This is a genomic window from Niallia sp. Man26, assembly GCF_022049065.2.
Taxonomy (GTDB): Bacteria; Bacillota; Bacilli; order Bacillales; family Cytobacillaceae; genus Niallia.
The window spans coordinates 274,483-295,573 of sequence record NZ_CP095743.1 but is presented as its reverse complement, the minus strand read 5'-3'; the positions used below and the strand labels follow the sequence as shown (position 1 = coordinate 295,573).

The 21,091-nt window shown below is 38.9% G+C and carries 20 protein-coding genes and 2 riboswitches; of the genes, 5 read left to right on the top strand and 15 right to left on the bottom strand.

The window, feature by feature from the left end; genetic code table 11:
• Positions 1-156: 156 nt before the first annotated feature.
• The 7 genes from L8T27_RS01565 to L8T27_RS01535 form a co-directional block, all read right to left on the bottom strand.
• Positions 157-738 carry a cob(I)yrinic acid a,c-diamide adenosyltransferase gene (locus L8T27_RS01565; protein ID WP_233316914.1) on the bottom strand — a complete coding sequence of 194 codons (582 nt, stop codon included), beginning with the start codon at positions 736-738 and terminating at the stop codon, positions 157-159.
• On the bottom strand, positions 735-2,219 hold the full coding sequence (locus tag L8T27_RS01560; protein WP_233316913.1) for an adenosylcobinamide amidohydrolase: 1,485 nt from the start codon (positions 2,217-2,219) through the stop codon (positions 735-737). The genes L8T27_RS01565 and L8T27_RS01560 overlap by 4 nt, the downstream gene beginning before the upstream one ends.
• A gap of 4 nt (positions 2,220-2,223) precedes the next feature.
• Entirely contained in the window at positions 2,224-3,276 is a 1,053-nt protein-coding gene (locus L8T27_RS01555; protein WP_248574467.1) for a FecCD family ABC transporter permease, read from the bottom strand.
• Positions 3,242-4,201, bottom strand: a complete 960-nt coding sequence (locus L8T27_RS01550; RefSeq protein WP_233316911.1) for an ABC transporter substrate-binding protein — start codon at positions 4,199-4,201, stop codon at positions 3,242-3,244. Before L8T27_RS01550 ends, L8T27_RS01555 begins: the two co-directional genes overlap by 35 nt.
• Positions 4,202-4,391: 190 nt before the next feature.
• A riboswitch (cobalamin riboswitch) is annotated at positions 4,392-4,580 on the bottom strand.
• A 43-nt stretch (positions 4,581-4,623) separates the two neighbouring features.
• Complete coding sequence (sfsA, locus tag L8T27_RS01545; RefSeq protein ID WP_237940577.1) at positions 4,624-5,367, bottom strand: DNA/RNA nuclease SfsA; 744 nt, start codon at positions 5,365-5,367, stop codon at positions 4,624-4,626.
• Between the two features lie 20 nt (positions 5,368-5,387).
• Positions 5,388-6,167, bottom strand: coding sequence for a hypothetical protein (locus L8T27_RS01540; RefSeq protein WP_233316909.1), 780 nt, complete (start codon positions 6,165-6,167; stop codon positions 5,388-5,390).
• Between the two features lie 322 nt (positions 6,168-6,489).
• Entirely contained in the window at positions 6,490-7,824 is a 1,335-nt protein-coding gene (locus tag L8T27_RS01535) for a 5'-deoxyadenosine deaminase (protein WP_237940576.1), read from the bottom strand.
• 45 nt (positions 7,825-7,869) lie between these two features.
• A riboswitch (purine riboswitch) is annotated at positions 7,870-7,969 on the bottom strand.
• A gap of 175 nt (positions 7,970-8,144) precedes the next feature.
• Here L8T27_RS01535 and mgtE point away from each other — a divergent pair.
• From mgtE to L8T27_RS01520, 3 genes are all read left to right on the top strand, one after another.
• A complete protein-coding gene (gene mgtE, locus L8T27_RS01530; RefSeq protein ID WP_233316907.1) occupies positions 8,145-9,503 on the top strand; it encodes a magnesium transporter in 1,359 nt (452 codons plus the stop codon).
• 171 nt (positions 9,504-9,674) lie between these two features.
• A complete protein-coding gene (locus L8T27_RS01525) occupies positions 9,675-10,835 on the top strand; it encodes an FtsW/RodA/SpoVE family cell cycle protein (RefSeq protein WP_233316906.1) in 1,161 nt (386 codons plus the stop codon).
• A 295-nt stretch (positions 10,836-11,130) separates the two neighbouring features.
• A complete protein-coding gene (locus L8T27_RS01520; protein ID WP_233316905.1) occupies positions 11,131-11,583 on the top strand; it encodes a Dps family protein in 453 nt (150 codons plus the stop codon).
• A gap of 33 nt (positions 11,584-11,616) precedes the next feature.
• On the opposite strand, the gene L8T27_RS01515 is transcribed toward L8T27_RS01520, so the two are convergent.
• Positions 11,617-12,519, bottom strand: coding sequence for a YegS/Rv2252/BmrU family lipid kinase (locus L8T27_RS01515; RefSeq protein WP_233316904.1), 903 nt, complete (start codon positions 12,517-12,519; stop codon positions 11,617-11,619).
• A gap of 138 nt (positions 12,520-12,657) precedes the next feature.
• On the opposite strand from L8T27_RS01515, the gene L8T27_RS01510 reads away from it, so the two are divergent.
• Positions 12,658-13,314 carry a potassium channel family protein gene (locus L8T27_RS01510; RefSeq protein WP_233316903.1) on the top strand — a complete coding sequence of 219 codons (657 nt, stop codon included), beginning with the start codon at positions 12,658-12,660 and terminating at the stop codon, positions 13,312-13,314.
• Positions 13,315-13,467: 153 nt separating this feature from the next.
• Positions 13,468-14,982, top strand: a complete 1,515-nt coding sequence (locus L8T27_RS01505) for a mechanosensitive ion channel (protein ID WP_233316902.1) — start codon at positions 13,468-13,470, stop codon at positions 14,980-14,982.
• 198 nt (positions 14,983-15,180) lie between these two features.
• Here L8T27_RS01505 and L8T27_RS01500 read toward each other — a convergent pair whose 3' ends face one another.
• The 7 genes from L8T27_RS01500 to L8T27_RS01470 form a co-directional block, all read right to left on the bottom strand.
• Positions 15,181-15,960 (bottom strand): divergent polysaccharide deacetylase family protein, encoded by a 780-nt coding sequence (locus L8T27_RS01500; protein ID WP_233316901.1) that lies wholly within the window; start codon positions 15,958-15,960, stop codon positions 15,181-15,183.
• Between the two features lie 98 nt (positions 15,961-16,058).
• The gene (locus tag L8T27_RS01495; RefSeq protein ID WP_233316900.1) at positions 16,059-17,132 is read right to left on the bottom strand and encodes an ABC transporter substrate-binding protein; all 1,074 of its coding nucleotides are present in this window, start codon (positions 17,130-17,132) and stop codon (positions 16,059-16,061) included.
• The gene (locus tag L8T27_RS01490; protein ID WP_233316899.1) at positions 17,129-17,932 is read right to left on the bottom strand and encodes an ABC transporter permease; all 804 of its coding nucleotides are present in this window, start codon (positions 17,930-17,932) and stop codon (positions 17,129-17,131) included. The genes L8T27_RS01495 and L8T27_RS01490 overlap by 4 nt, the downstream gene beginning before the upstream one ends.
• Positions 17,929-18,732, bottom strand: coding sequence for an ABC transporter permease (locus L8T27_RS01485; RefSeq protein ID WP_233316942.1), 804 nt, complete (start codon positions 18,730-18,732; stop codon positions 17,929-17,931). The genes L8T27_RS01490 and L8T27_RS01485 overlap by 4 nt, the downstream gene beginning before the upstream one ends.
• Positions 18,722-19,828 (bottom strand): ABC transporter ATP-binding protein, encoded by a 1,107-nt coding sequence (locus L8T27_RS01480; RefSeq protein WP_233316898.1) that lies wholly within the window; start codon positions 19,826-19,828, stop codon positions 18,722-18,724. The genes L8T27_RS01485 and L8T27_RS01480 overlap by 11 nt, the downstream gene beginning before the upstream one ends.
• Positions 19,829-19,851: 23 nt before the next feature.
• Positions 19,852-20,394: a helix-turn-helix domain-containing protein gene (locus tag L8T27_RS01475; RefSeq protein ID WP_233316897.1), complete on the bottom strand. Its 543-nt coding sequence runs from the start codon at positions 20,392-20,394 to the stop codon at positions 19,852-19,854.
• 199 nt (positions 20,395-20,593) lie between these two features.
• The gene (locus L8T27_RS01470; RefSeq protein ID WP_233316896.1) at positions 20,594-20,839 is read right to left on the bottom strand and encodes a hypothetical protein; all 246 of its coding nucleotides are present in this window, start codon (positions 20,837-20,839) and stop codon (positions 20,594-20,596) included.
• Positions 20,840-21,091 lie beyond the last annotated feature (252 nt).

The window sequence follows — 21,091 nt, the reverse complement described above, 5'->3', positions numbered from 1 at the left end:
CAAAAGAGGAATCATGGACTAGCTCTGCTTTTTATCAAATTGTAAAATTTGCGCATGCTTTTGTAATAAATTATGTCACAAGCCATGTAAATGCAGCTTATTCAAAGAAATTTCTATAGGCTATTTATCGGTCATCTAAGACAGGCTGCCAAGCCTTTAATCTTCTTTCTTATTTTCTCCGCGAAAAACCTTGGCACTTCTGACATACTCTATATCACTTACATTGCTGCGAAAATTAATGACTCGCGCTAATGCAAAGAAATAATCAGATAAACGGTTTAAATACTTTAAGGGCAATTCAGGGACATGCTCCTCTTCCCTCATTAAAGTAACAACACACCGCTCCGCTCTTCTTGTTACTGTTCGGGCAATATGGATGGCACTGGCCGCAGCTGTTCCCCCCGGCAGAATAAACCGTTCAATCGGCGGCGCTTCCTCCATTAAATCATCGATGCGCTCTTCCAAATACAAAACAGCTTCTTCCGGTAACTTTAACGGCCTGTTTTTTGTTATGCTAGCTAAATCTCCACCGCAGTCAAAAAGCTCATGCTGAATTTTTTCTAAATCCGCCTTTACATCTGAATAAATATCCTCCACTAACAAAGAAATGGCCTGGCCAACGAAGCAATTCGCTTCATCCACTGTGCCGTAAGCTTCCACTCTGATATCATCTTTATAAGCTCTTCCGCCAATGATATGTGTCTGGCCTTTATCTCCTGTTTTCGTATAAATTTTCATTTCATCCCTCTTTCTAAAGCTGTCTTCCTATTTTGCCTTTTATCCAAAGCCATCGTCATTACCTCATAAACTCCTTTAGCAACAGCTTTCCCTAAATCTGTAATGTTGCCGCCAAATTCATGAAATTTGCCTTTTTGGGTAGCAGCAACAAGCAAGCTGTCTGTGGGAGTTCCCGTTGCAGGCGTGCCAGTAGCAGGATCAGTTACTTGTCTGTTCCGAAGTACGCTTGCTTTCGTCTCTGTTGCCGTCATCGCACATTGCAGAAATGCTTGCTCAGACAGCTCGCCATTTATAAATATCCAAATATTAATCGTGCCCGGGACAATGAGTGAGGAGTGCTGCTCACTCAAAGCTGCATCCGCCGGATTGCCGACACTGGCAGCAACGACGAAGAAAAGACTGGTGGCACCTGCCTGATATTTGCGGTAAGCAGTATCCTCCAGCTCAACCGCTGTCATCATCGCAACCGTTTCACTTGGCAAAAACCCGTTTTTAACGAGATAATCATTCATCTCCATTTTATAATCATCACAGTTGTAGTCTTTATTCACATGACGGTTAATAAAATATTTGTGCCAGCCTATCCCTGCTCCTGTCACACCAGAAGATAATGATTTCAGTGGAATATCGGTTGTAATGGCTATGTATTCTTTAGAGAGGGTCAAATTAGCTTCGCCAACTTCCTCTTGCAAATCAGCACTGCTTTCTCTAAGAGAGAGCACAAGGTTCGCCGCCGGCACTTGCGGATGCTGAGCTCTTATCACATCTGTGCCGTATACTTTTTTTATTTTATCCTCTTGAAGAACGTTCCGCGGGTGCGAGTCTGCTTCAATCTCGCTGTTATGAAGCAATAATAGCCTGTCACAATAAAGACTAGCCAAATTTAAGTCATGAAAAATACAAACAACCGTCAAGCCCCGCTTTTTGCTCCACTCTTTTAATAATTCAAGCAGCTCCTTTTGAAAGGAAAGATCAAGATGGTTAGTCGGTTCATCAAGTAGGAGAATTTCAGGCTCCTGTGCCAAGCATTGCGCTAAATACACCCTTTGCTTTTCCCCTCCAGACAGCTCACCAATCAAGGTATTGCTGTAATGGCTGATGCCTGTCTGTTCCATTGCGCTATGAATGACAGCTTTATCCTCCCTTGATAATCCTTGCATCCAGCCTTTTTGATGTGCATATCTGCCCATTGAAACGATTTCCTCGACAGTATAAGAAAATGCCTCTGCGGTTTGTTGAGAAAGGGTAGAAACGATCTGGGCAAATTCCTTTTGTTTATATTCGGAGACTTTTCTGCCTTTAATAAAAAGCTCCCCAGCATTAGGTATAACAATCCCGCTTATCAGCTTAAATAAAGTTGTTTTTCCGCTGCCATTCGGGCCGAGTATGCCAAGCATTTCCCCTTTTTGTACAGAAAAAGTAATATCCGTTAACACTTTTTTCTCTCCATATTGAAATGACAGCTTTTTTGCCTCCAGCATCGTCTTACCTCCCTTTCTTTCTATAGTTCAACAGCAAAATGGCAAATACAGGAGCTCCGGAAAGGGCTGTAATTACACCGATTGGCAGCTCCGCCGGGGAAATTATCGATCTTGCCAATAAATCTGCCAAGATTAAAAATCCGCTGCCAACGAATATAGACAGCGGCAGTACATGACGGTGATTACTTCCAGCCACTATCCTGACTAAATGTGGGATAACAAGCCCAACAAAGCCAATTGTCCCAGATACTGCAACAGCAGCACCTGTGAGCATGCTGCCGGCAAGTATAATGGTCATTTTCCTAAACCTTACTTGCACTCCTAAATGCTGTGCTCTTTCTTCCCCGAATGCCAATATATTAAGCTCCCTGCCTTGCAATAAAAGAATCAAACAGCCAATGATAAAAAAGGGCAGGAACATTTGAATATACGTCCATCCCCTCATTGAAACACTTCCAAGCAGCCAGCCAATAATCTGTCTTAGCTCATCTCCTGTTAACGCAATTAACAAGGAAATAAAAGCGCCTAAAAAGGAACTGAAAATAATGCCTGTCAGTATAATCGTTTCTACCTTCATAGCAGGGTCCAGCTTTTTTGCAAATAACAGCACCAGAAAAACGGTTAAAAAAGCGGTCACAATACTCAGCACAGGCAACGTATAGCTCCCTAAAAAGGGAATGGTAATATGAAAAAACAAGGTTGCCACAGCACCAACAGAGGCACCTGAGGATACACCGAGAGTATACGGGTCTGCCAACGGATTGCGCAGCAATCCTTGAAAAGCACAGCCTGCAATTGCAAGGCTTGCACCAACAAGGCCCGCTAGGATAACACGAGGCAGACGAATATTACTAACGATGTTGGCTTGCATCGTATCTACTGTAAATACTTCTGTATGACTGACTGAATTTATGAATATCTTGATGATCGTTAAGAAAGACACAGAAACCGTTCCAATGGATATCCCTAAAAAAAGTGCGATGATGAGAAAAAAAGCGGCCAAAAAATAAGCCGCTTTTGTTTTATTTAAATACATCAGGATATACTGCCTTCGCAAATTCCTCTACCCCTTGTGCCAGCCTTGGGCCAGAACGTGATACAAGATCTTCATCCACTTCCACTATTTGTTTATCCTTTACTGCCGTTACCTGATCCCAGCCATCCCTTTTTGTTACTTGACCGACCGGATCTGGTGAGTAGCCGCCATAAGTAGTTATAACTACATCTGGATCTGCCTCAATGACTGCCTCTTGGTCAACTTGAACCCAGCCAGCTTCCTTGATAACATTTGTTGCATTAATGGTATCAATCATTTCTTGCATAAATGTATCTTTTCCAGTTGTAAAAATACTTGGTTCAGGGCTGACTTCTACATACACATCCTTTTTGTCTTTTTCAGATATGCTTGCAGCCTTTTCTTTAATAGAGGCAATGTCATCCTTCATATCTTGAACTATTTCTTCAGCTTTCTCTTTTTCACCAACTGCTTTACCAATCATTTCAATACTGTTATAAACACCATTAAAATCAGTCGCATCATTTACTACAAGTACATCTATCCCAGCGTCGCTCATCTGCTGCAGTCCATCTGCCCATGTGTCAGCGACTGATTCATGTGCAAGCACTAAATCAGGATCTAAGGAAAGGATCTTCTCCACATTAAGCTCCATACCCACTACTTTTTCGATATCTTTCGTTTCTTCTGGATAATCATCACTTTCAGAAACACCAACAACTTCATCGCCCACGCCTAATGCAAAAGCTACTTCTGTGTTGCTTGGCATTAGGGAAACGATTTTTTGAGGATCTTCTTCAATGACTACCTCTTTATCAACTGCATCTGTAATAGTAACAGGAAACTCTGCCTCTGCTTGTTCAGATTTCTGCTTGTCATTACTTTCACTGTCAGAAGCTTGTCCGCATCCAGCCAAAACTAAACACGCCATTAACGCTCCGCAAAATAATGAATAATACTTTTTCATTTTATTTCCTCCCTTTATTTGTTTGGAAAAATAAAAAGGGGCTTGTCCTCATAGATTAGAACCCATAAAAAAACACACTTTTTTTAGCAAAAGAGTGTGGCAGCTTTAAAAGGTCCCATTGGACAACCTCCGGGAAGGACTTTCATTATAAAAATCGCGCTCCACACCATCCTATCCTCGTAGGCATTTTAAGGTGTATAGATGGATGGCAGGTCTCCTGACTTATGACTATTGCTTCCTTGCGCCTTCCCATATGTTTACAGTGGCATCATTGCAAGAACAGCAGTCATTTACAGTGGCGGGACCGTGCTGGATTTTCACCAGCTTCCCTTTTAAGCTTAATGCAAAGCACACCAAGCACCATCCTCTATCTTTTTCATTTTTCATCAACGTTGATTATACACTAAATTAAGCTGTCAAAGTTAGTTAACAGCAAGCATTTTTTTATCGAGCTCAACAGGTATCGGGCGATCAAGTTGGATTCCCTCCAGAGACAGCTTGCATGTATATGCCAACAGCCTCACACCAGCCTGTTCAGCTTGAATGAGTGATTCTGCAAAGAAGGGGTCAATATGTGCTGCAGATGTAACTAAATCAACATCTTCCCGCTGGACAACAAATAATATAGCCGTATTCCATGTCCCTTCCTTCGCTATTGCTGCAAGCTCTTGAACATGCTTAGCCCCTCGTGCTGTTACAGCATCAGGAAACATTCCGATCTTCCCCTCTGCAAGTGTGACACTTTTCACTTCAAGCAAAAGCCCCTCGCCTTTTTCATTCTGCAGCATAAAATCCCATCTGGAATTGCCATAAGCAAACTCTGATTTCACCCATTTAAACGTGTTAAGCTCGGGAAGCGCACTGCTTTTCAACACTTTTTCAATCAGCTTGTTAGGAAATGTCGTATTAACAGATACAAATATCCCTTCATGCTCAACAAGCACGGCAGTCCATTTAGTTTTCCTGTTAGGATTTGTACTTGGGAGCACATATACGACCGTATCCTTGACTAACAGTTCCTTCAATCTGCCAGGATCAGCTAAATGAACAGTCTCGATAGAGTTTGTTTCTTCGTGCAGACATGTAAGAATAAAGCGATTTGGTCTTTCTTTAAACAGCATTCTGACAAGCGGCTGGGGAAAAGCTTCCGAAATCGAGTTGCTCAAAACTATTCACCACTTTCTAGCTAGTTAATGATAACCTCCCACTCTTTTGTTCTTTTATCATAAATTAGCTTTGCATCATAATTGCTTTGTTTGCTTTTTTTCTCATATTCTTCGTACATATTATCCATATTCAGATAATCACCGATGACCCATATAGGGATTTCAATCCGAAGCCGGTTTTGGCTTGCCTTTTGAATGGAAATGACCATTCCTTCTTTCATTAAACCCTTTAAAAGCAGAACTCCTTGCTGACTCAGCGGTGTATATACCCGCTTCTTTTTTACCCCAAACAAAGTTTTGTCTGCCTTCAAACGGTTCAGTTTCTGTCCTAGCACCTCACCGAAAAAGGAATAAAATACAGGAAGGTTTTTATAATATGTCTTATTGAACCAGCCGTCATCATGAGCTAAATATACAAACTGGTTGTTGAGATGCTGATAGAACGGCGCCCTTAAATGGTCTCTTTTATGAGCAAGATATAGTAGCTCCGCAATTGTTTGCCCATCAAGCACATCTAATGCCTCTGTCTCCTCAAAATCGATCCACGCAAAGTCACCGTAACCATAAACATCTTCTTTGGCAAGCTTTGCAATTTTTTGGTCAGAAACATATTCAAACATTGTGTGTGTATGTAATTCTCCGTCATCAAACTGATGCTTCATAAGTAAGATTGATGAAATCGATTCAGATAAAAATTGATAAAATTCGTAAAATTCAATTCCGTATGATAGGACGAATCGTTCCTTTTCATGAAGATGAATATACACTACATCCCGGATATCATGATTGCCTTTTTTCATAAAGTACCCCCCAAACCCTTTAAGCAAAAATAATAGATACTTTTTATCCCATTTAGTTTATCAAAAACAAACTTAAATAGCTTCTAAATGATTTATCGTCAAAAACAAATATGTAAACTGTCTCGGAGTATTTTAATTTCTCCCTGTATGCTTTCCTAATATACGTAGATTGATACAGCAGCAAGCCATTTTCCATTACATTATACAAGGTATCTGTGTTGTTTTATATAATTATCGAAGGAATATAAAAAATGATATATAGATGTAATTTTATTTTAAAAAACCGCCTCAATAAAAGAGACGGTTTTATGATGGGATACCCCTACACAATATTCGTTTTTTTCAATAATCTTTTTATGCTGCTATCTGCTTCCTTCAAAATGAGCGGTTTATCTATTGTTCGCATTATTTTATTTTCCATTACGATTCTGCCGTCAATTATTGTTGTTACTACATCAGCTCTTGTTGCTGAGTAGACAATCCTCGATATTGGATCTACATCATAAGAAGGATATGTGTGGAAGTTTTGTAAATCGAGAATGGCTATATCTGCTTTTTTCCCCACTTCAATGCTTCCGATTTCTTTCTCTAATCCTACTGCCTTTGCGCCGCCGATTGTCGCCATTCTAAATACTGTTCTTGCATCCATTGCTGTCGGACCATGAATTGGCTTTTGGATTAATGCAGCTAATCTCATTTCATTGAACATATCAAGATTATTATTGCATGGAGCTCCATCTGCACCAAGGCTTACTGAGGCATGATTACACAGGAGCTCAGGGGTATCTGCAATACCTGATGCCAGCTTTAGGTTAGAGCCTGGGCAGTGGCTTACATGAACTCCTTTTTCTTTTATAATCCTCTTTTCCTCTTCATCAAGCCAAATACAGTGAGCCAATATCAGCCGCTCATTGGCCAGGCCGAGATGATCAAGATAGACTACATTCCTCATTCCTGTTTCTTCTTGAACAATTTCAATTTCTGTTTTGTTTTCAGATGCGTGTGTGTGTACAAGCACATTATACTTATCTGAAAGCACCTTTACTTCTTTGAGGAGTTCCTCTGTACAGGACACAACAAATCTCGGTGAAAAGGCGTATTTTATTCTTCCTCCATCAAATTGATCCCACTTTTCCAATAAATCCACACTTTGCTGGATAGAGTCTGCCGTTTTTTCTTGCAGAGCCTTTGGCACCTCGCTGCCCTTATCCATCATCACCTTCCCTGAAACCGCCCTGATTCCGCTTTTGGCGATTGCCTGAAAAGCATAATCAGCATGATGAACGGTCTCCATATCGACAATTGTTGTTGTACCGCTTTCCATCAGCTCACCGATCCCCAGCATTGCTGAGTAATAAATTGAGTCCTCATCATGAGCAGCTTCTAGTGGCCAGATTCGTTTGCGCAGCCAATCCATCAGCTCTAAATCATCTCCCTTGCCCCTGAATAAGGTCTGGCATAAATGAATATGTGTTTGCACAAATCCTGGGATTACCGTATGTCCTGCCGCCTCTATTATTTTATCTGCAGTGCTAGCATCAATTTCTGGTCCAATTGCCTTGATAAGGTCATTTTCAATTAATATATCCCCGTTTACTATTTCTTCTTGCCCATTCATCGTTACGATTTGTGCATTCTTGATTAATATTGTCGTCATTGTCCTTTTCCCCCTATACACATAAAAAGCTACGAAAAAACAAGCTGAAAATGCCTGTTTTTTCGTAGCTAGAAATTTACGGTTTCTAAGTAGAGACCCTTAAACCAATTATTAAGGATATACGAAAGTAACATAATTAAATTAACTTTTATAAGATAATATTAACTCAATCTCATTTGACAGCAAGTTAATTGTCAGAAAACTTAACATACTTTTTACAACCCGATGGTAAAAAAATATCCATTTCATTCTTGTTGTTTATTTCATATAATAGTACAGGGTATAAACAACTATGACTTTGGCGGAAAGGAGTGGGAAGTATGATACAAAACATGTCAGACAATCAAATCACACTTCACATTATTAAAACACTGAAAGAAAATAAAAAAGCAGAATTTGAGACAATTGTTGATGAGCTTCAGCCATACGACATTGCTCAAATTTATGAATCACTCCCCGATAAGCATAGGACCCACTTTCTCCTTTATCTAAATACAGATTTGTTAGCAGACCTGCTCGAAGAGGTTAATAAAGAAGAGCAGCTTGATATATTGAATAAACTTGGCATTGAAAAGACAGGGAAGGTTCTTGATTTAATGGACAACGATGACCTCGCATCCCTTCTTAATGAACTTTCACCGGAAAAAACGGAACAATTGCTTTCGGGGATGAAAAAAGAAGAGTCCATCATCGTCCAAAACTTAATGAACTACCCGGATGAAACAGCCGGCCGACTAATGACGAACCGCTTTGTTTGGATACGCGATTATTATTCGACAAGAGAAGCAGTCGATAAGCTTAAGAGCTTTGCTGATTTTGCAGAAACATTAAGCTATCTTTATGTCATTGATCAAAAACGGAAATTAGTTGGAGTAGTATCTTACCGGGATTTATTAATTGCAGAGCCGCAGGATAAAATCAGGGACATTATGTATGAGCGGGTAATCAGTGTTTCTGTTGCTGAGGACCAAGAGCAAGTTGCTCATATCATCCAGAAATATGATTTCTTAGCCATTCCTGTTGTTGATGATGAAAACATGCTGATGGGTATTGTTACCGTCGATGATATTATTGACGTTGTTATCCAGGAAGCTGATGAAGATATTCAAAAATTATCTGCCGGCGGTAAGGATATAGACTTCGATACGAAAGCTCATGTTGCAGCATATCGCAGACTGCCTTGGCTTATTTTGCTCCTGTTTATCGGCATAGTGTCAGGCAGCATTATCAGTTCTTATGAGGATATTCTCAGTAAAGCTGTAGCGTTGTCCTTTTTCATGCCGATGATTTCCGGAATGACCGGTAATACTGGCACACAATCGCTTGCGGTTATCGTTCGCGGATTAATTTCTAATACAATTAATAAAAAGATTGTTACTAAGGTAATTTTCAGGGAATTGCTTGTCGGCCTTATAATTGGAGCAACATGTGGCATAATCATCACATTAATAGCATATGTATGGCAAGGAGATCCTGTCTTAGGATTTGTGGTTGGATGCTCCCTTTTCTTTACACTTATTATCGGAACACTGTCTGGTACAATCATTCCGCTGATTTTGTATCGCTTTAAGATTGATCCGGCAGTAGCTTCAGGTCCACTTATTACTACATTAAATGATATTTTTTCTTTGTTTATTTATTTTGGCATCGCAAGTGCCTTCCTCAAACATATTATGTAAAGCCAGACGCTTCATTAGAATGACTTCCCAATTTCTAATGAAGCGTTATTTTTTTCACTTAAGCAAAAGTTAAATATTTTTTGCCAATATAAAAAAATGGAAACTATTAGTCCCTTGTAACCGTCTTAATAATTGCAATTCATTTCCAGTTATTTATAAGGAGTTTTGCTTATGAGAGGAAGAAACAACAGTGTTTCAGATAAAGTTGATTGGACATTATGTTTGCTGCTGCTGCTGTTTTGTTTGACAAGCTGTGTGTCGATATACAGTGCAGACAAAGATTATCTGCCCTCACAAATTATGTGGTATGTGATCGGCTCGGTCGCTATCGCTGTTATTACTTGCTTTGATAATGACCAGTTGAGGAAGCTGACGTGGATTTTATACGGAATCGGAATCGCCCTTCTTCTAGGACTCGTTTTTGCACCGATCACCGATTTCACTCCAGAACGAAACGGCGCTCAAAGCTGGTATGTCATCCCATCTGTTGGCAGCATCCAGCCTTCGGAATATATGAAAGTATTCACGATTATGGCATTATCAAAGGTTATCCATGACCATCATGAAAAGACAGTTTATACTTCATTAAAAACAGACCTTATCCTTTTATGTAAAATAGGCCTTACGGCAGGAATTCCAATAGGACTTGTTATTGTACAAGACTTTGGAACGACATTAGTTTTAATTGCCATCGTCGCAGGGATGGTTCTTGTTTCAGGCATTACCTGGAAGATCATTATTCCGTTATACAGCTCCATTATTTCCTTCGGGGCGCTTGTGATGTATTTAGCTGTTTTCGGCAGAAGCCTTCTCGCTAAATACTTAAGCATCGACCAGTATCAGTTTGCCAGAATTGACTCATGGCTTGATCCTGTTGAAGCAGGAGATTCCGGTCTCCAGCTCGTCTGGTCTCTGCAGGCAATAGGCTCAGGTCTTATTTCAGGAAAGGGCTATGGGAACGTTGAGGTTTATATCCCCGAAAGGCATACAGATTTTGTGTTTACTATTATTGGAGAGGAATATGGCTTTGTGGGTGGAAGCATCCTAATTATTCTATATTTCCTGCTTATATATCATTTAATCAGAACTGCCTTTCTATCTAATGATCCTTACAGCATTTATATATGTGTCGGTGTTATTAGCATGATTGCGTTCCATGTATTTGAGAACATTGGGATGACAATCCAGCTCCTTCCTATTACAGGTATTCCGCTTCCCTTTATCAGCTATGGAGGAAGCTCGCTAATGACGAATATGATGGCAATGGGGCTAATCTTCAGCATTCGCTATCATCATCGCAGCTATATGTTCTCTCCCTCTCTTTCCATATAATAGAAAGCAAAAAAAGCAGCAAATCATTCATTGCTGCTTTTTTGCTTGTTTAAATCCTAGCAGCAACCGGGTATAGTTTTCTAACAGCTGCAGAAAATAATGGTGATATTTGAAAGTTATTTGAACTTATGTGTTTTACACTAGTTTTCCACATGTTTCCTGTATATGATAGTAGTAGAAAGAATCATCAGTAAATTGAAATCAAAACTAAATTAAAATAATTATAATTAAGTATTGATTTTAAATTAAAACTTGTTATAATTAAAGTATGATAAATCGAAGGGAGCTAATCAAAATGGGATTACAAACTAAAGTTGAATTACAAAAAGAATTAAATGTACAAGTAGCAAACTGGAGCGTGCTTTACACAAAACTTCACCAGCATCACTGGTATGTAAAAGGACCTTTCTTCTTTACATTACATGAAAAATTTGAAGAGCTCTACGACGAAGCGGCAGAAGTTGTAGATGAACTTGCAGAACGTTTATTGGCAATCGGTGGAAAGCCTGTTTCCACATTAAAAGAATTTATGGAAACTTCTACACTATCAGAAAGCACAGAAAAATTATCAGCAACTGAAATGGTGAAATCTCTTGTAGAAGATTACAGCCACATCAATACACAACTTAGAGCATTAGCGGGACATGCTGACGAGCTTGACGATACTGTGACACATGATATCGCAATTGGATTAACAGAAAAAATCGAGAAGCATCTATGGATGCTTACAGCATACTTATCTGAATAAAAAATAAGGCATCCTTTCAAAGGATGCCTTTTCTCATGTTAACTTTGGCTTCAGCATTTTAATATGTCCAGGAAGAACCTTCAGTTCACTTGGTGTTTTTGTGTAAACCTCGCCATCCATATCCACATCCACAAAATGCTCAGAGCTTATTTTAATATGTTTCCCTCTTATATACACAACCTCCTCCATAAACGCCTTATCTGTTTCGAAGTCAATTTTCCGCAAGTCATTTAACTCTTTTACTAGCTGAAAATTTGTATTCCTGACAAGGAAAACATCAACCATTCCATCATTATAGGAAATGGAGAATGGCAATCGTTTCCCCCCAATATAGTTACCATTCACTACTATTGCCAAAACAGCCTTTTCACGTATTTCCTTGCCGTCTATATTCATGACAAGCTCTTTCGGCTCTGTGTTTTGGATGGTTCTAATAGCACTTAGAACATAACTCGCCTTTCCAAGAACGTTTTTCTCCTCTTCCCTAATATTATTTGATGTTTCAGCAACAATGCCTATCCCCCAAAAATTCAAGAAGTAAGCAGAATCAGTTTGAACAATATCAACAGCTTCTTCTTCTCCATTAGAAACAAGCTCCTTGGCTGCTTTTTGCAAATTTTGCTGTATATTTAAAGTCCGGCTGAAATCATTGCATGTCCCCCCTGGCAAGACAGTCAGCACAGGTCGTTTCTGTAAGCCGGCCAGTCCATTTATGCATTCGTGGATAGTTCCATCTCCACCAAGAACAATTACAAGATCTACCTTCTCTCCATACTCTCTGCATATTTCTGCAGCATGCTTTGGCCGGCTCGTTTTAAAAACATGCAATTGATCTATTTCATTTGCAAACACAGGTAAACAGCTTTGAAGCTGTACATCCGTTTCCTTTTTGCCTGCATTGCCATTATAAATAAAAAGGGCATTTTTATATTTCATAGTTTCTATGCATCCTCCTTCTTTTTATACCCTTTACCCATAAAGTACATAAAAGCTAACTTGTCTCTGCATAACTTTGGAAATATCTAGCATTATGATAAAATATAGTCCAAATACAAAAGCAGCGGAGGAACTTATGTGAAAAAACAATTTGTGGTGATTGGACTAGGGAATTTTGGCGGGAGTCTTGTTAAAGAATTTCATGAGGCTGGAACAGAGGTATTGGCAATTGATCAAAGCCTGGAAAGGGTCGAAAAATACCGCCCGTTTGCCACGCACTGTGTACAGGTCAACAATATGAGCGAGGCAACGCTGACAACTCTTGGAATCCGCAACATGGATCATGCTTTTGTTGCTTTGGGAGATGACATTGAGTCGAGCGTACTTACAACCTTGATTTTAAAAGAAATGGGCATGAAGCAAGTTTGGGTTAAAGCAGCAGATACTTATCATAAAAGAGTCCTAGAAAAGATAGGAGCAGACCGAGTCATCCATCCAGAAAGGGATATGGCTAAAAGAATCGCCCATCATGTTATCTCTGAAAAAATGATTGATTATATTGAGCTGTCAGATAAACACGGCATTGTAGAATTAGCTGCCACAGAGAAAGTACACCAGCAAACACTTCTTGAATTAAATGTTCGAGCCAATTTCGGCTGTACGATAATCGGCATTCAACGAAAGGGCGATACAATCGTCTCCCCTTCTGCCGAAGAGAAAATTTATAAAGGCGATACACTGATTGTCATCGGCAGCAATGAAGATATTTACCGATTCGAAGAAGATGGATTATAAGCAAGCGGAGAAAATCCGCTTTTTTTTATGCAGCTAGAATGCAGACCTTCTCTGTTTCCACTCCAATTTCAGCTAACCTTCCTTCTAACTTTTTAGTTTATTCTCAAATCTGACGGGTAATAAGGACAATAAGTCATGACAAGGAGGAATAATATGATAAATAACAGTGGAAATTGGAATGGATGGAACAACTACTTAGACAGATTGCCAGATTTTCTCTTGGCAGTGGTCGTATTAATCCTCGGTTGGATTATCGCAAAAATCATTGAGAAAGCCATTTATAAAGGACTTCAGAAAACAAAGCTCGATGATAAAATTTTTCCTGAAGGAAAACCAAAAAAGTACTCTTCTGAAAAAATTATCAGTAAAATAATATTTTACATTCTACTTGTGTATGTATTCAGTCTCTTCTTTAACATCTTGAATTTAACTGTTATTACATCACCATTAGTATCAATGCTCTCATCTATTTTTGGAGCAATCCCTAATATTCTAAAAGCTGCCATCATTCTATTGGTTGCATGGCTGGTTGCTTCTGGCTTAAAGTACTTGATTAAAAAGTCAGGGAACACATTGAAAGTCCATGAGAAACTTAACAAATGGAAATTACTAGACAACAATCAACAGCAGCCTAACCTGATAGACAAGATTGCGAATATCGTCTTTTATTTTGTACTACTTCTTTTCTTGCCTGCGGTTTTAGGCGCACTTGATTTATACGGGGTTTCAGAACCATTTGCTAACATGCTTCAAAATATTCTTGCATTCCTGCCTAAGCTTCTTGCAGCAGCGTTGATTGTTTTAGTCGGTTATTTTGCAGCAAAAATCGTCCGCACAATCATTACAAGCTTCTTGCAAAGCGTCGGTTTAGAATCATTGGCTAACCGCTTTGGAATGGCGAAGTTATTTGAAAAAACATCCCTATCTACTATAGTAGGTAATATCGTATTTATCTTCATTATGATTCCTGTCGTTATTTCTGCATTAGAGAAACTGGATATAGACGGAATCTCCCAGCCTGCAGTAAGCATGCTGAATGATGTACTGACAATGATTCCAAACATTGCTGTGGCAATCTTCCTTGTATTGCTGGGCGTATGGATTGGTAAATGGATTAAACAAATCGTCTCATCCCTATTATCTGGCTTAGGAATCGATTCTTATGTCCATAAGATAGGAATTGCACCTTCTACAAGCATTGCCAACCTGATTGGTTCAATTGCACAAATTTTAGTTGTTTTCTTGATGGCAGTCCAAGCATTAAATCTGCTCGGCCTTGAGTTCTTAGTTACATTATCAACGGCTGTTGTGGCTTACTTGCCGCAAGTCATTGCCGCTGTTGTAATTATTGGTGTAGGTTTGTGGCTCGGAGTTCTTGTGAAAAACACACTTGCAGGACTACTTCATGGAGCGGCATTTAGACTGCTTCCTTCCATAGCGAAGTACTCTATTATTGCCATTACAATCTTTATGGCATTAGATCAATTAGGTGTTGCTTCTTCTATTGTTACAGCTGCATTCACTCTTATCCTTGGTGGTCTAGCTCTTGCATTCGGACTAGCCTTCGGTCTTGGCGGAAAAGATTTTGCTGCTAAGAGATTAAGAAAGCTTGATGCAAAGATGGATGAATCAGGAATCAATAAGAATCAAGATGACAGCAGTATGTAATAAGCTTATATGTAAAGAAACTCCGCAATTTGCTTGCGGAGTTTTTTTCAATCATCTGAAAAAACCGTCATTTCTTATAAGTTATTAGTTGATATGAAACCAATTTCATAGTTTATGCTTAACTAAACGGCGGAGCTTTTCAGCGTTATATGCGTGAATTTTGCATAGCGTGATGGTCAGCTGCTCCGCTGCTTATTCTTACGGCAAGTCTGTATCAAGCAATTCATAACCGTCTACCAATGTGGACAACGGCACTATTTCGGCATCTTTTTGGTATAACGGAATATATTGTTTCAGCACAGATACAACAGCAGGACCGGAAATGCCTACATGGCCGATTGCAATATACTCGTCCTTCTTATTAAGGTTCTTAACAAGACTTGTTGCCTGCTTTTGGATATGCTGGTTAGAATAAATGTGATCGAAGAACATATTGTTCTCCAAATAAGGCACTTGCAATTCCTCTGCCAGTTTTTTTACGACGCTCTTCCCTGTCGTTTTGCTGTCGAGATAAAATAAATCGTGTTTTTTACACTCTTCTAATATTATCCTCATCACTCTTTCATCCTCTGTAGCCTTTGAACCCATATGATGATTCATCCCAACTGCATAAGGAATACTTTCAATGGCGGAGACAACTCTTTTTCTAATTTCTTCATCGCTTAAATTCGTTGTGATTGCTCCAGGACCAAGCCAGCTTTTTTTACCTTGCTTAGGCTCTAACGGCATATGAATGATAACATCATGCCCCTTTTTGTGAGCTTTAATGGCATCCTCTTTGCTCGTCGGCATAAATGGCATAATTGCCGCAGTGATTGGCACAGGCAGATTCAGCATCTCTTCTGTTCCCTTCATATTGTTGCCGAAATCATCAATGACAATCGCAAGCTCTTTTTTTGCCTGCTGCTTTTCACCCTCCGCATATGCAGTCACACAGGAAAAGGTGAGCAAACAAAAAAGTAATAATGTTTTTCTCATAAAAACACCTCGCTTTTTTCCTTAGTATTTTCTTCTAATCCAGACTTCATCCACTTATTTACTTCCATAAAAAAATGACTTGGCATAAAGCCAAGTCACTATTTGCGATGCATTTTGAATTCCAGGAACAGATCATTATACTCAGCTAAAGACCGCTGCCCAAGATTCTCATACACCTCAAGTTTCGATGTCATTTCCTCATCTAAATAAAAGCGTTTATCAGAAGTAATTTCTTCCGGCAAGTATTGCATTGCCGCTTTATTTGGCGTCGAATAGCCAACATACTCTGTGTTTTGTGCTGCATTTTTTGCATCAAGCATAAAATTGATAAACTGATGAGCACCATCAATATTTTTTGCTGTTTTCGGAATAACCATATTATCAAACCAAAGATTAGAGCCTTCCTGTGGAACCACATATTCTACCTCTTCATTTTCCCACATGATTTCAGCTGCCATGCCTGACCATAGTACGCCAATCGCTGCTTCTTCGTTTTCTATAAGCATACGAATTTCGTCCCCAACTATTGCTTTAACATTAGGAGTCAGCGTATCTAGCTTCTCCTTCGCTTCCCGCAAATGCTTATGATCTTTGTCATTAAGAGAATAGTTTAAGCTGTTAAGGCTCATCCCCATTATTTCTCTTGCTCCATCTATAAGCATGATTTGGTTTTTCAAGTCACTATCCCATAAGTCATTCCAGGAAGTTATCTTTTTCCCTCCGAGCATTTCGGGATTATACACTATACCTACTGTTCCCCAAAAATAAGGGATGGAATATTTATTATCCGGATCAAATGATAAATTCATGAATCTGCTGTCAATATTTTTGAGATTCGGTAACTTTGTATGATCAATCGGGAGAAGGAGATTCTCCTCTTTCATTTTATCAATCATATATTCAGAAGGGATGGCAATATCATAATTCGTGCCGCCCTGTTCTATTTTAGTCATCATCGCTTCATTTGAATCAAATGTCTCATATATAACCTTTATTCCTGTCTCTTTTTCAAACTTATCGATAAGGTCCGCATCGATATAATCTCCCCAGTTATAGACCGTTATCGTATTTCCACCCGCATACCCTCTGCTGCTGTTCACTTGATGAACAACTGCCATTAGGATAGCTGATAAGATGAGAGCTGCTGTCAGCCCTCTTATTAGCCCCTTCATTTGCTCACCCCCGGTTTATGCCTTCTGACTGTTCGCTTCGCAACGAAATAGTAGCCGATGACAAGCAGCAGTGTAATAAAGAATAGCAAAGCAGAAAGTGCGTTGATATTAAGCGAAATTCCTCTTCTTGCCAATGAATATATTTCTACAGATAAAGTAGAAAAACCATTGCCTGTCACAAAGAAGGTAACTGCAAAATCGTCCAAAGAATAGGTTAGCGCCATAAAAAATCCAGCATAGATACCTGGAGCAATATATGGCAGAATAACCTTCGACAGAACTTCCTTCCAGCCTGCGCCAAGGTCAAAAGCTGCATCCATTAAGGTTGGGCTCATTTCCTGAAGCTTTGGCAGCACCATTATTACCACTATCGGAATAGAAAAGGCAATATGCGACAAGAGAACAGATACAAAACCGAGTTTTATTCCTAAAATAGTAAAGAAAATCAGAAACGATGCACCAATGATAACATCAGGACTTACAATCAAAACATTATTTAAGGACAACACCGTATTCCTTAATCGTTTTCTTCTCATCATGGAAAGACTGATTGCTCCAAACACACCGATAATGGTCGCAATCGATGCTGACAGCAGTGCGACAATTATCGTGTTCAGTACAATCACAAGCAGCCTTGTGTCTTGAAACAGCTCTTTGTACCACTTCCAAGTGAAGCTTTGGAAATCATGCATTGTACCACCGCTGTTAAAGGAATAAAAAATCAAATAAAAGATTGGGGCATATAGAAGAATAAAAATGAAAACTAAATATAGTACAGATACTTTCGATAATTTATTCATCTTATCCCCCTCTCTTTCTTGCTACCTGTTAGCATCATAATCACAATCATGATAATAATCAGGAAAACAGCTATTGTAGAACCCATTCCCCAGTCTTGTGTGATTAAGAAATGCTGTTCAATGGCTGTTCCAAGCGTGATGACTCTGTTGCCGGCAATCAATCTTGTAATCATAAACAGAGATAATGCTGGAATAAAAACAGCCTGGCAGCCTGACTTGACCCCATCTATTGTTAATGGAAATATTACCTTTGAGAACGTCGTCCAGCTCGATGCACCTAAATCTTTTGACGCATCTACAAGACTAGGATTCAACTTTTCTAGTGCATTAAAGATTGGTAATATCATAAACGGAATAAAGATATACACACTGACAAACAGGAAGCTGAAATCTGTAAACAGAATTTGCTGTTTACCAATTCCTAAGAAGTCCAGCACCTCGTTTGCTGCACCATATGTTCCGAAAATCCCTAAAAATGCGTAAGCCTTTAAAAGCAGGTTAATCCATGAAGGCAGTATAATAAGGAGCAGCCATAATTGCTTATGCTTAGTCTTCGTTAATATATATGCTGTTGGATAAGCGATAATCAAGGAGAAAAAAGTGATCAAAAACGCATACCAAAAGGAGTTTAACGTCATTTTCAAGTAAACAGGTGTAAAAAACTTTTCGTAGTTACTGAATGTCAGCTGATCTTCAATATCAAAAAAAGAATAATAAACAATCAGCACCACAGGAGCAATTACAAACAACGCAATCCATAAGTAGTAGGGAATCGTATACCAATTTGCCTTATTTTTCATCATTTGCACCTTCATATGCCTCAAGGCGTCTGTCAAACTCTTCTTCTGTTTCTCCTATTCTCATGACATGAATTGCCTCTTTTTCAAAATCAAGACCAATTTCTTCCCCTACAACAACTTTTTTAGTGGAATGAACAAGCCACTCATTGCCATCCTCATCATATCCGCAAATTTCATAATGAACTCCCCTAAACAGCTGGGAATCTACCTTTACTTTAAGCTTTCCTGCATCTGGTGAAGTAATGTTTAAATCCTCTGGACGGATAACAACCTCCACCGCTTCATTATGGTTAAAGCCTTGGTCGACACATTCAAATGTTTTGCTTGCAAAATGAACGACAAAGTCTTTCTCCATTCTCGCGGAGACTATATTGGATTCTCCAATAAAATCAGCGACAAAACGATTAATCGGCTCATCATAAATATCCGTAGGTGTGCCGCTTTGTTCGATTTTGCCTTTATTTAAGACAAATATTTCATCTGACATTGCTAATGCCTCTTCCTGGTCATGTGTGACAAAGATAAACGTAATCCCAAGCCTTTGCTGAAGTTCTCTCAGCTCATACTGCATTTCTGTGCGCAGCTTTAAATCCAATGCAGAAAGAGGCTCATCAAGAAGAATTATTTCCGGTTCATTTACAATAGCTCTCGCAATGGCCACACGCTGCTTTTGGCCACCTGACATTTCACTTATTTCCCTATTCTCATAGGAATCTAAATTGACAAACCGTAATGCGTCCTTTACTCGCTTCTCTATTTCCTGCTTTTTCAGCTTTTTAATGCGCAAACCGAAGGCAACATTTTCAAAAACATTTAAATGAGGAAATAACGCATAATCTTGAAACACCGTATTTACTTGTCGTTTATTCGCTGGAATTTTATTGATTACTTTATCATTAAAGTAAATATTCCCCTCAGTCGGCTCCATAAAGCCTGCGATAAGGCGCAGAATTGTTGTTTTTCCGCAGCCTGAAGGTCCAAGCAGTGTATAGAATTTGCCTCGTTCTATTTCAAAGCTGACATTCTCTAGGACAGTCGTATTTTGGTCATAGGCTTTTGTTACATTTTCAAACCTTATAATAGATTCACCTGGCATGATATTCTCCTTTTCTCCTAAATTTATAAGTAAGAATCAGTTGCTACAAGCAGCAGCGAGGACTTACCATCAGCGATGTTAAAGAACTGGTGCTCCTCTGTCGCATGGAAATAGATGGACTCCCCTTGTCTTGCTCTGTATTCTTGTTTTCCGAGCTTTAACAGCACTTCCCCTTCCAAAACGAAGGCATATGTTTCAGACAGGGAAGGCTCAAACTTTTTAAATTCACCTTTTTTACTAAAGCTAAGCTTTATTGGCTCCATTTCCTTTTCATTGGATTCCGGTACTAGCCATTGAATATGATAGCCTTTTTCTTCATCAAAAAAGTCTGTTACATCCTCTTCTGTATAAACAACCTTCTGCTTCCTCTCTTCATCATCAAAAAATTCTTTTGGAGAACAGCCTAGCACTTCCAAAATATCAAAGAATGTTTCAATAGAAGGAGAGCTTAAATCTCGTTCGAGCTGTGATATATAACCTTTGCTTAAATCTGTCCTTTCCCCAAGCTCTTCCTGGGTCAGACCCTTTTTCAAACGCAAGTTCTTTATCTTTTTACCTATTTCCATATTTTTAACCTACTTTTTTGTTTAGAAATAGTAAACTCAAAGTCATAAAAGTTTACCGAAACTAAACTTTAAGTTTAATTTTACTCCGTTCATTATACAATAATTTAAATGGACTGCAATCCTATTTTAAAAAAACATCCAACATATAAAAAAATGGAGGACTTTGCTTTCGCAAAATCCTCCCACATTGAATAGAAACTTATTCTTCCTCCATTAACGGTCTATACTTTCCATTCTCCACTTTTTCTATTTTCCCGAAATGTATAAGCTTTTTAAGTGAAGCATTACAGTAAGCAGAAGCATCATACGAATCCCTGCCAACTCTTATCCCAATCTCGGTAGGACCTATTCCAGCTTCCTCGTTCTTTTCCTTATACAAATCACACAAAGCGTTGTATATATTCTGATCTTTTTCGGTAATTCGTAGTTTGGAATATTGTTTCAAAATGTATTCCTCCTAATGCTTCTCCCTTATTCGATAATTTATCTAAGCTGACTTCTGTTCATTTCTCTAACCAAAAATGAATGAAAGACAGACCCCTGTAAAATAAGAATACTAATCATTAACGAAAATAACATTCATTTATGCATATTTTTTACAAAAATAGATATTAGGGTTGATAATCTGATTTGTTAATAGGTATTTCATATCATTTCAATATATAGAACACAGGTATAATAGTCTTAATATTTAGTC

Coding starts and splice junctions, on each gene's coding strand:
- L8T27_RS01485 (WP_233316942.1), bottom strand. CDS start 18,732: ATGAAAAATAAGGCAAATTGGTATACGATTCCCTACTACTTATGGATT.
- L8T27_RS01475 (WP_233316897.1), bottom strand. CDS start 20,394: ATGGAAATAGGTAAAAAGATAAAGAACTTGCGTTTGAAAAAGGGTCTG.
- L8T27_RS01565 (WP_233316914.1), bottom strand. CDS start 738: ATGAAAATTTATACGAAAACAGGAGATAAAGGCCAGACACATATCATT.
- L8T27_RS01560 (WP_233316913.1), bottom strand. CDS start 2,219: ATGCTGGAGGCAAAAAAGCTGTCATTTCAATATGGAGAGAAAAAAGTG.
- L8T27_RS01480 (WP_233316898.1), bottom strand. CDS start 19,828: ATGCCAGGTGAATCTATTATAAGGTTTGAAAATGTAACAAAAGCCTAT.
- L8T27_RS01525 (WP_233316906.1), top strand. CDS start 9,675: ATGAGAGGAAGAAACAACAGTGTTTCAGATAAAGTTGATTGGACATTA.
- L8T27_RS01550 (WP_233316911.1), bottom strand. CDS start 4,201: ATGAAAAAGTATTATTCATTATTTTGCGGAGCGTTAATGGCGTGTTTA.
- L8T27_RS01500 (WP_233316901.1), bottom strand. CDS start 15,960: ATGAGAAAAACATTATTACTTTTTTGTTTGCTCACCTTTTCCTGTGTG.
- L8T27_RS01490 (WP_233316899.1), bottom strand. CDS start 17,932: ATGAATAAATTATCGAAAGTATCTGTACTATATTTAGTTTTCATTTTT.
- L8T27_RS01535 (WP_237940576.1), bottom strand. CDS start 7,824: ATGACGACAATATTAATCAAGAATGCACAAATCGTAACGATGAATGGG.
- L8T27_RS01495 (WP_233316900.1), bottom strand. CDS start 17,132: ATGAAGGGGCTAATAAGAGGGCTGACAGCAGCTCTCATCTTATCAGCT.
- L8T27_RS01540 (WP_233316909.1), bottom strand. CDS start 6,167: ATGAAAAAAGGCAATCATGATATCCGGGATGTAGTGTATATTCATCTT.
- mgtE (WP_233316907.1), top strand. CDS start 8,145: ATGATACAAAACATGTCAGACAATCAAATCACACTTCACATTATTAAA.
- L8T27_RS01505 (WP_233316902.1), top strand. CDS start 13,468: ATGATAAATAACAGTGGAAATTGGAATGGATGGAACAACTACTTAGAC.
- L8T27_RS01515 (WP_233316904.1), bottom strand. CDS start 12,519: ATGAAATATAAAAATGCCCTTTTTATTTATAATGGCAATGCAGGCAAA.
- L8T27_RS01520 (WP_233316905.1), top strand. CDS start 11,131: ATGGGATTACAAACTAAAGTTGAATTACAAAAAGAATTAAATGTACAA.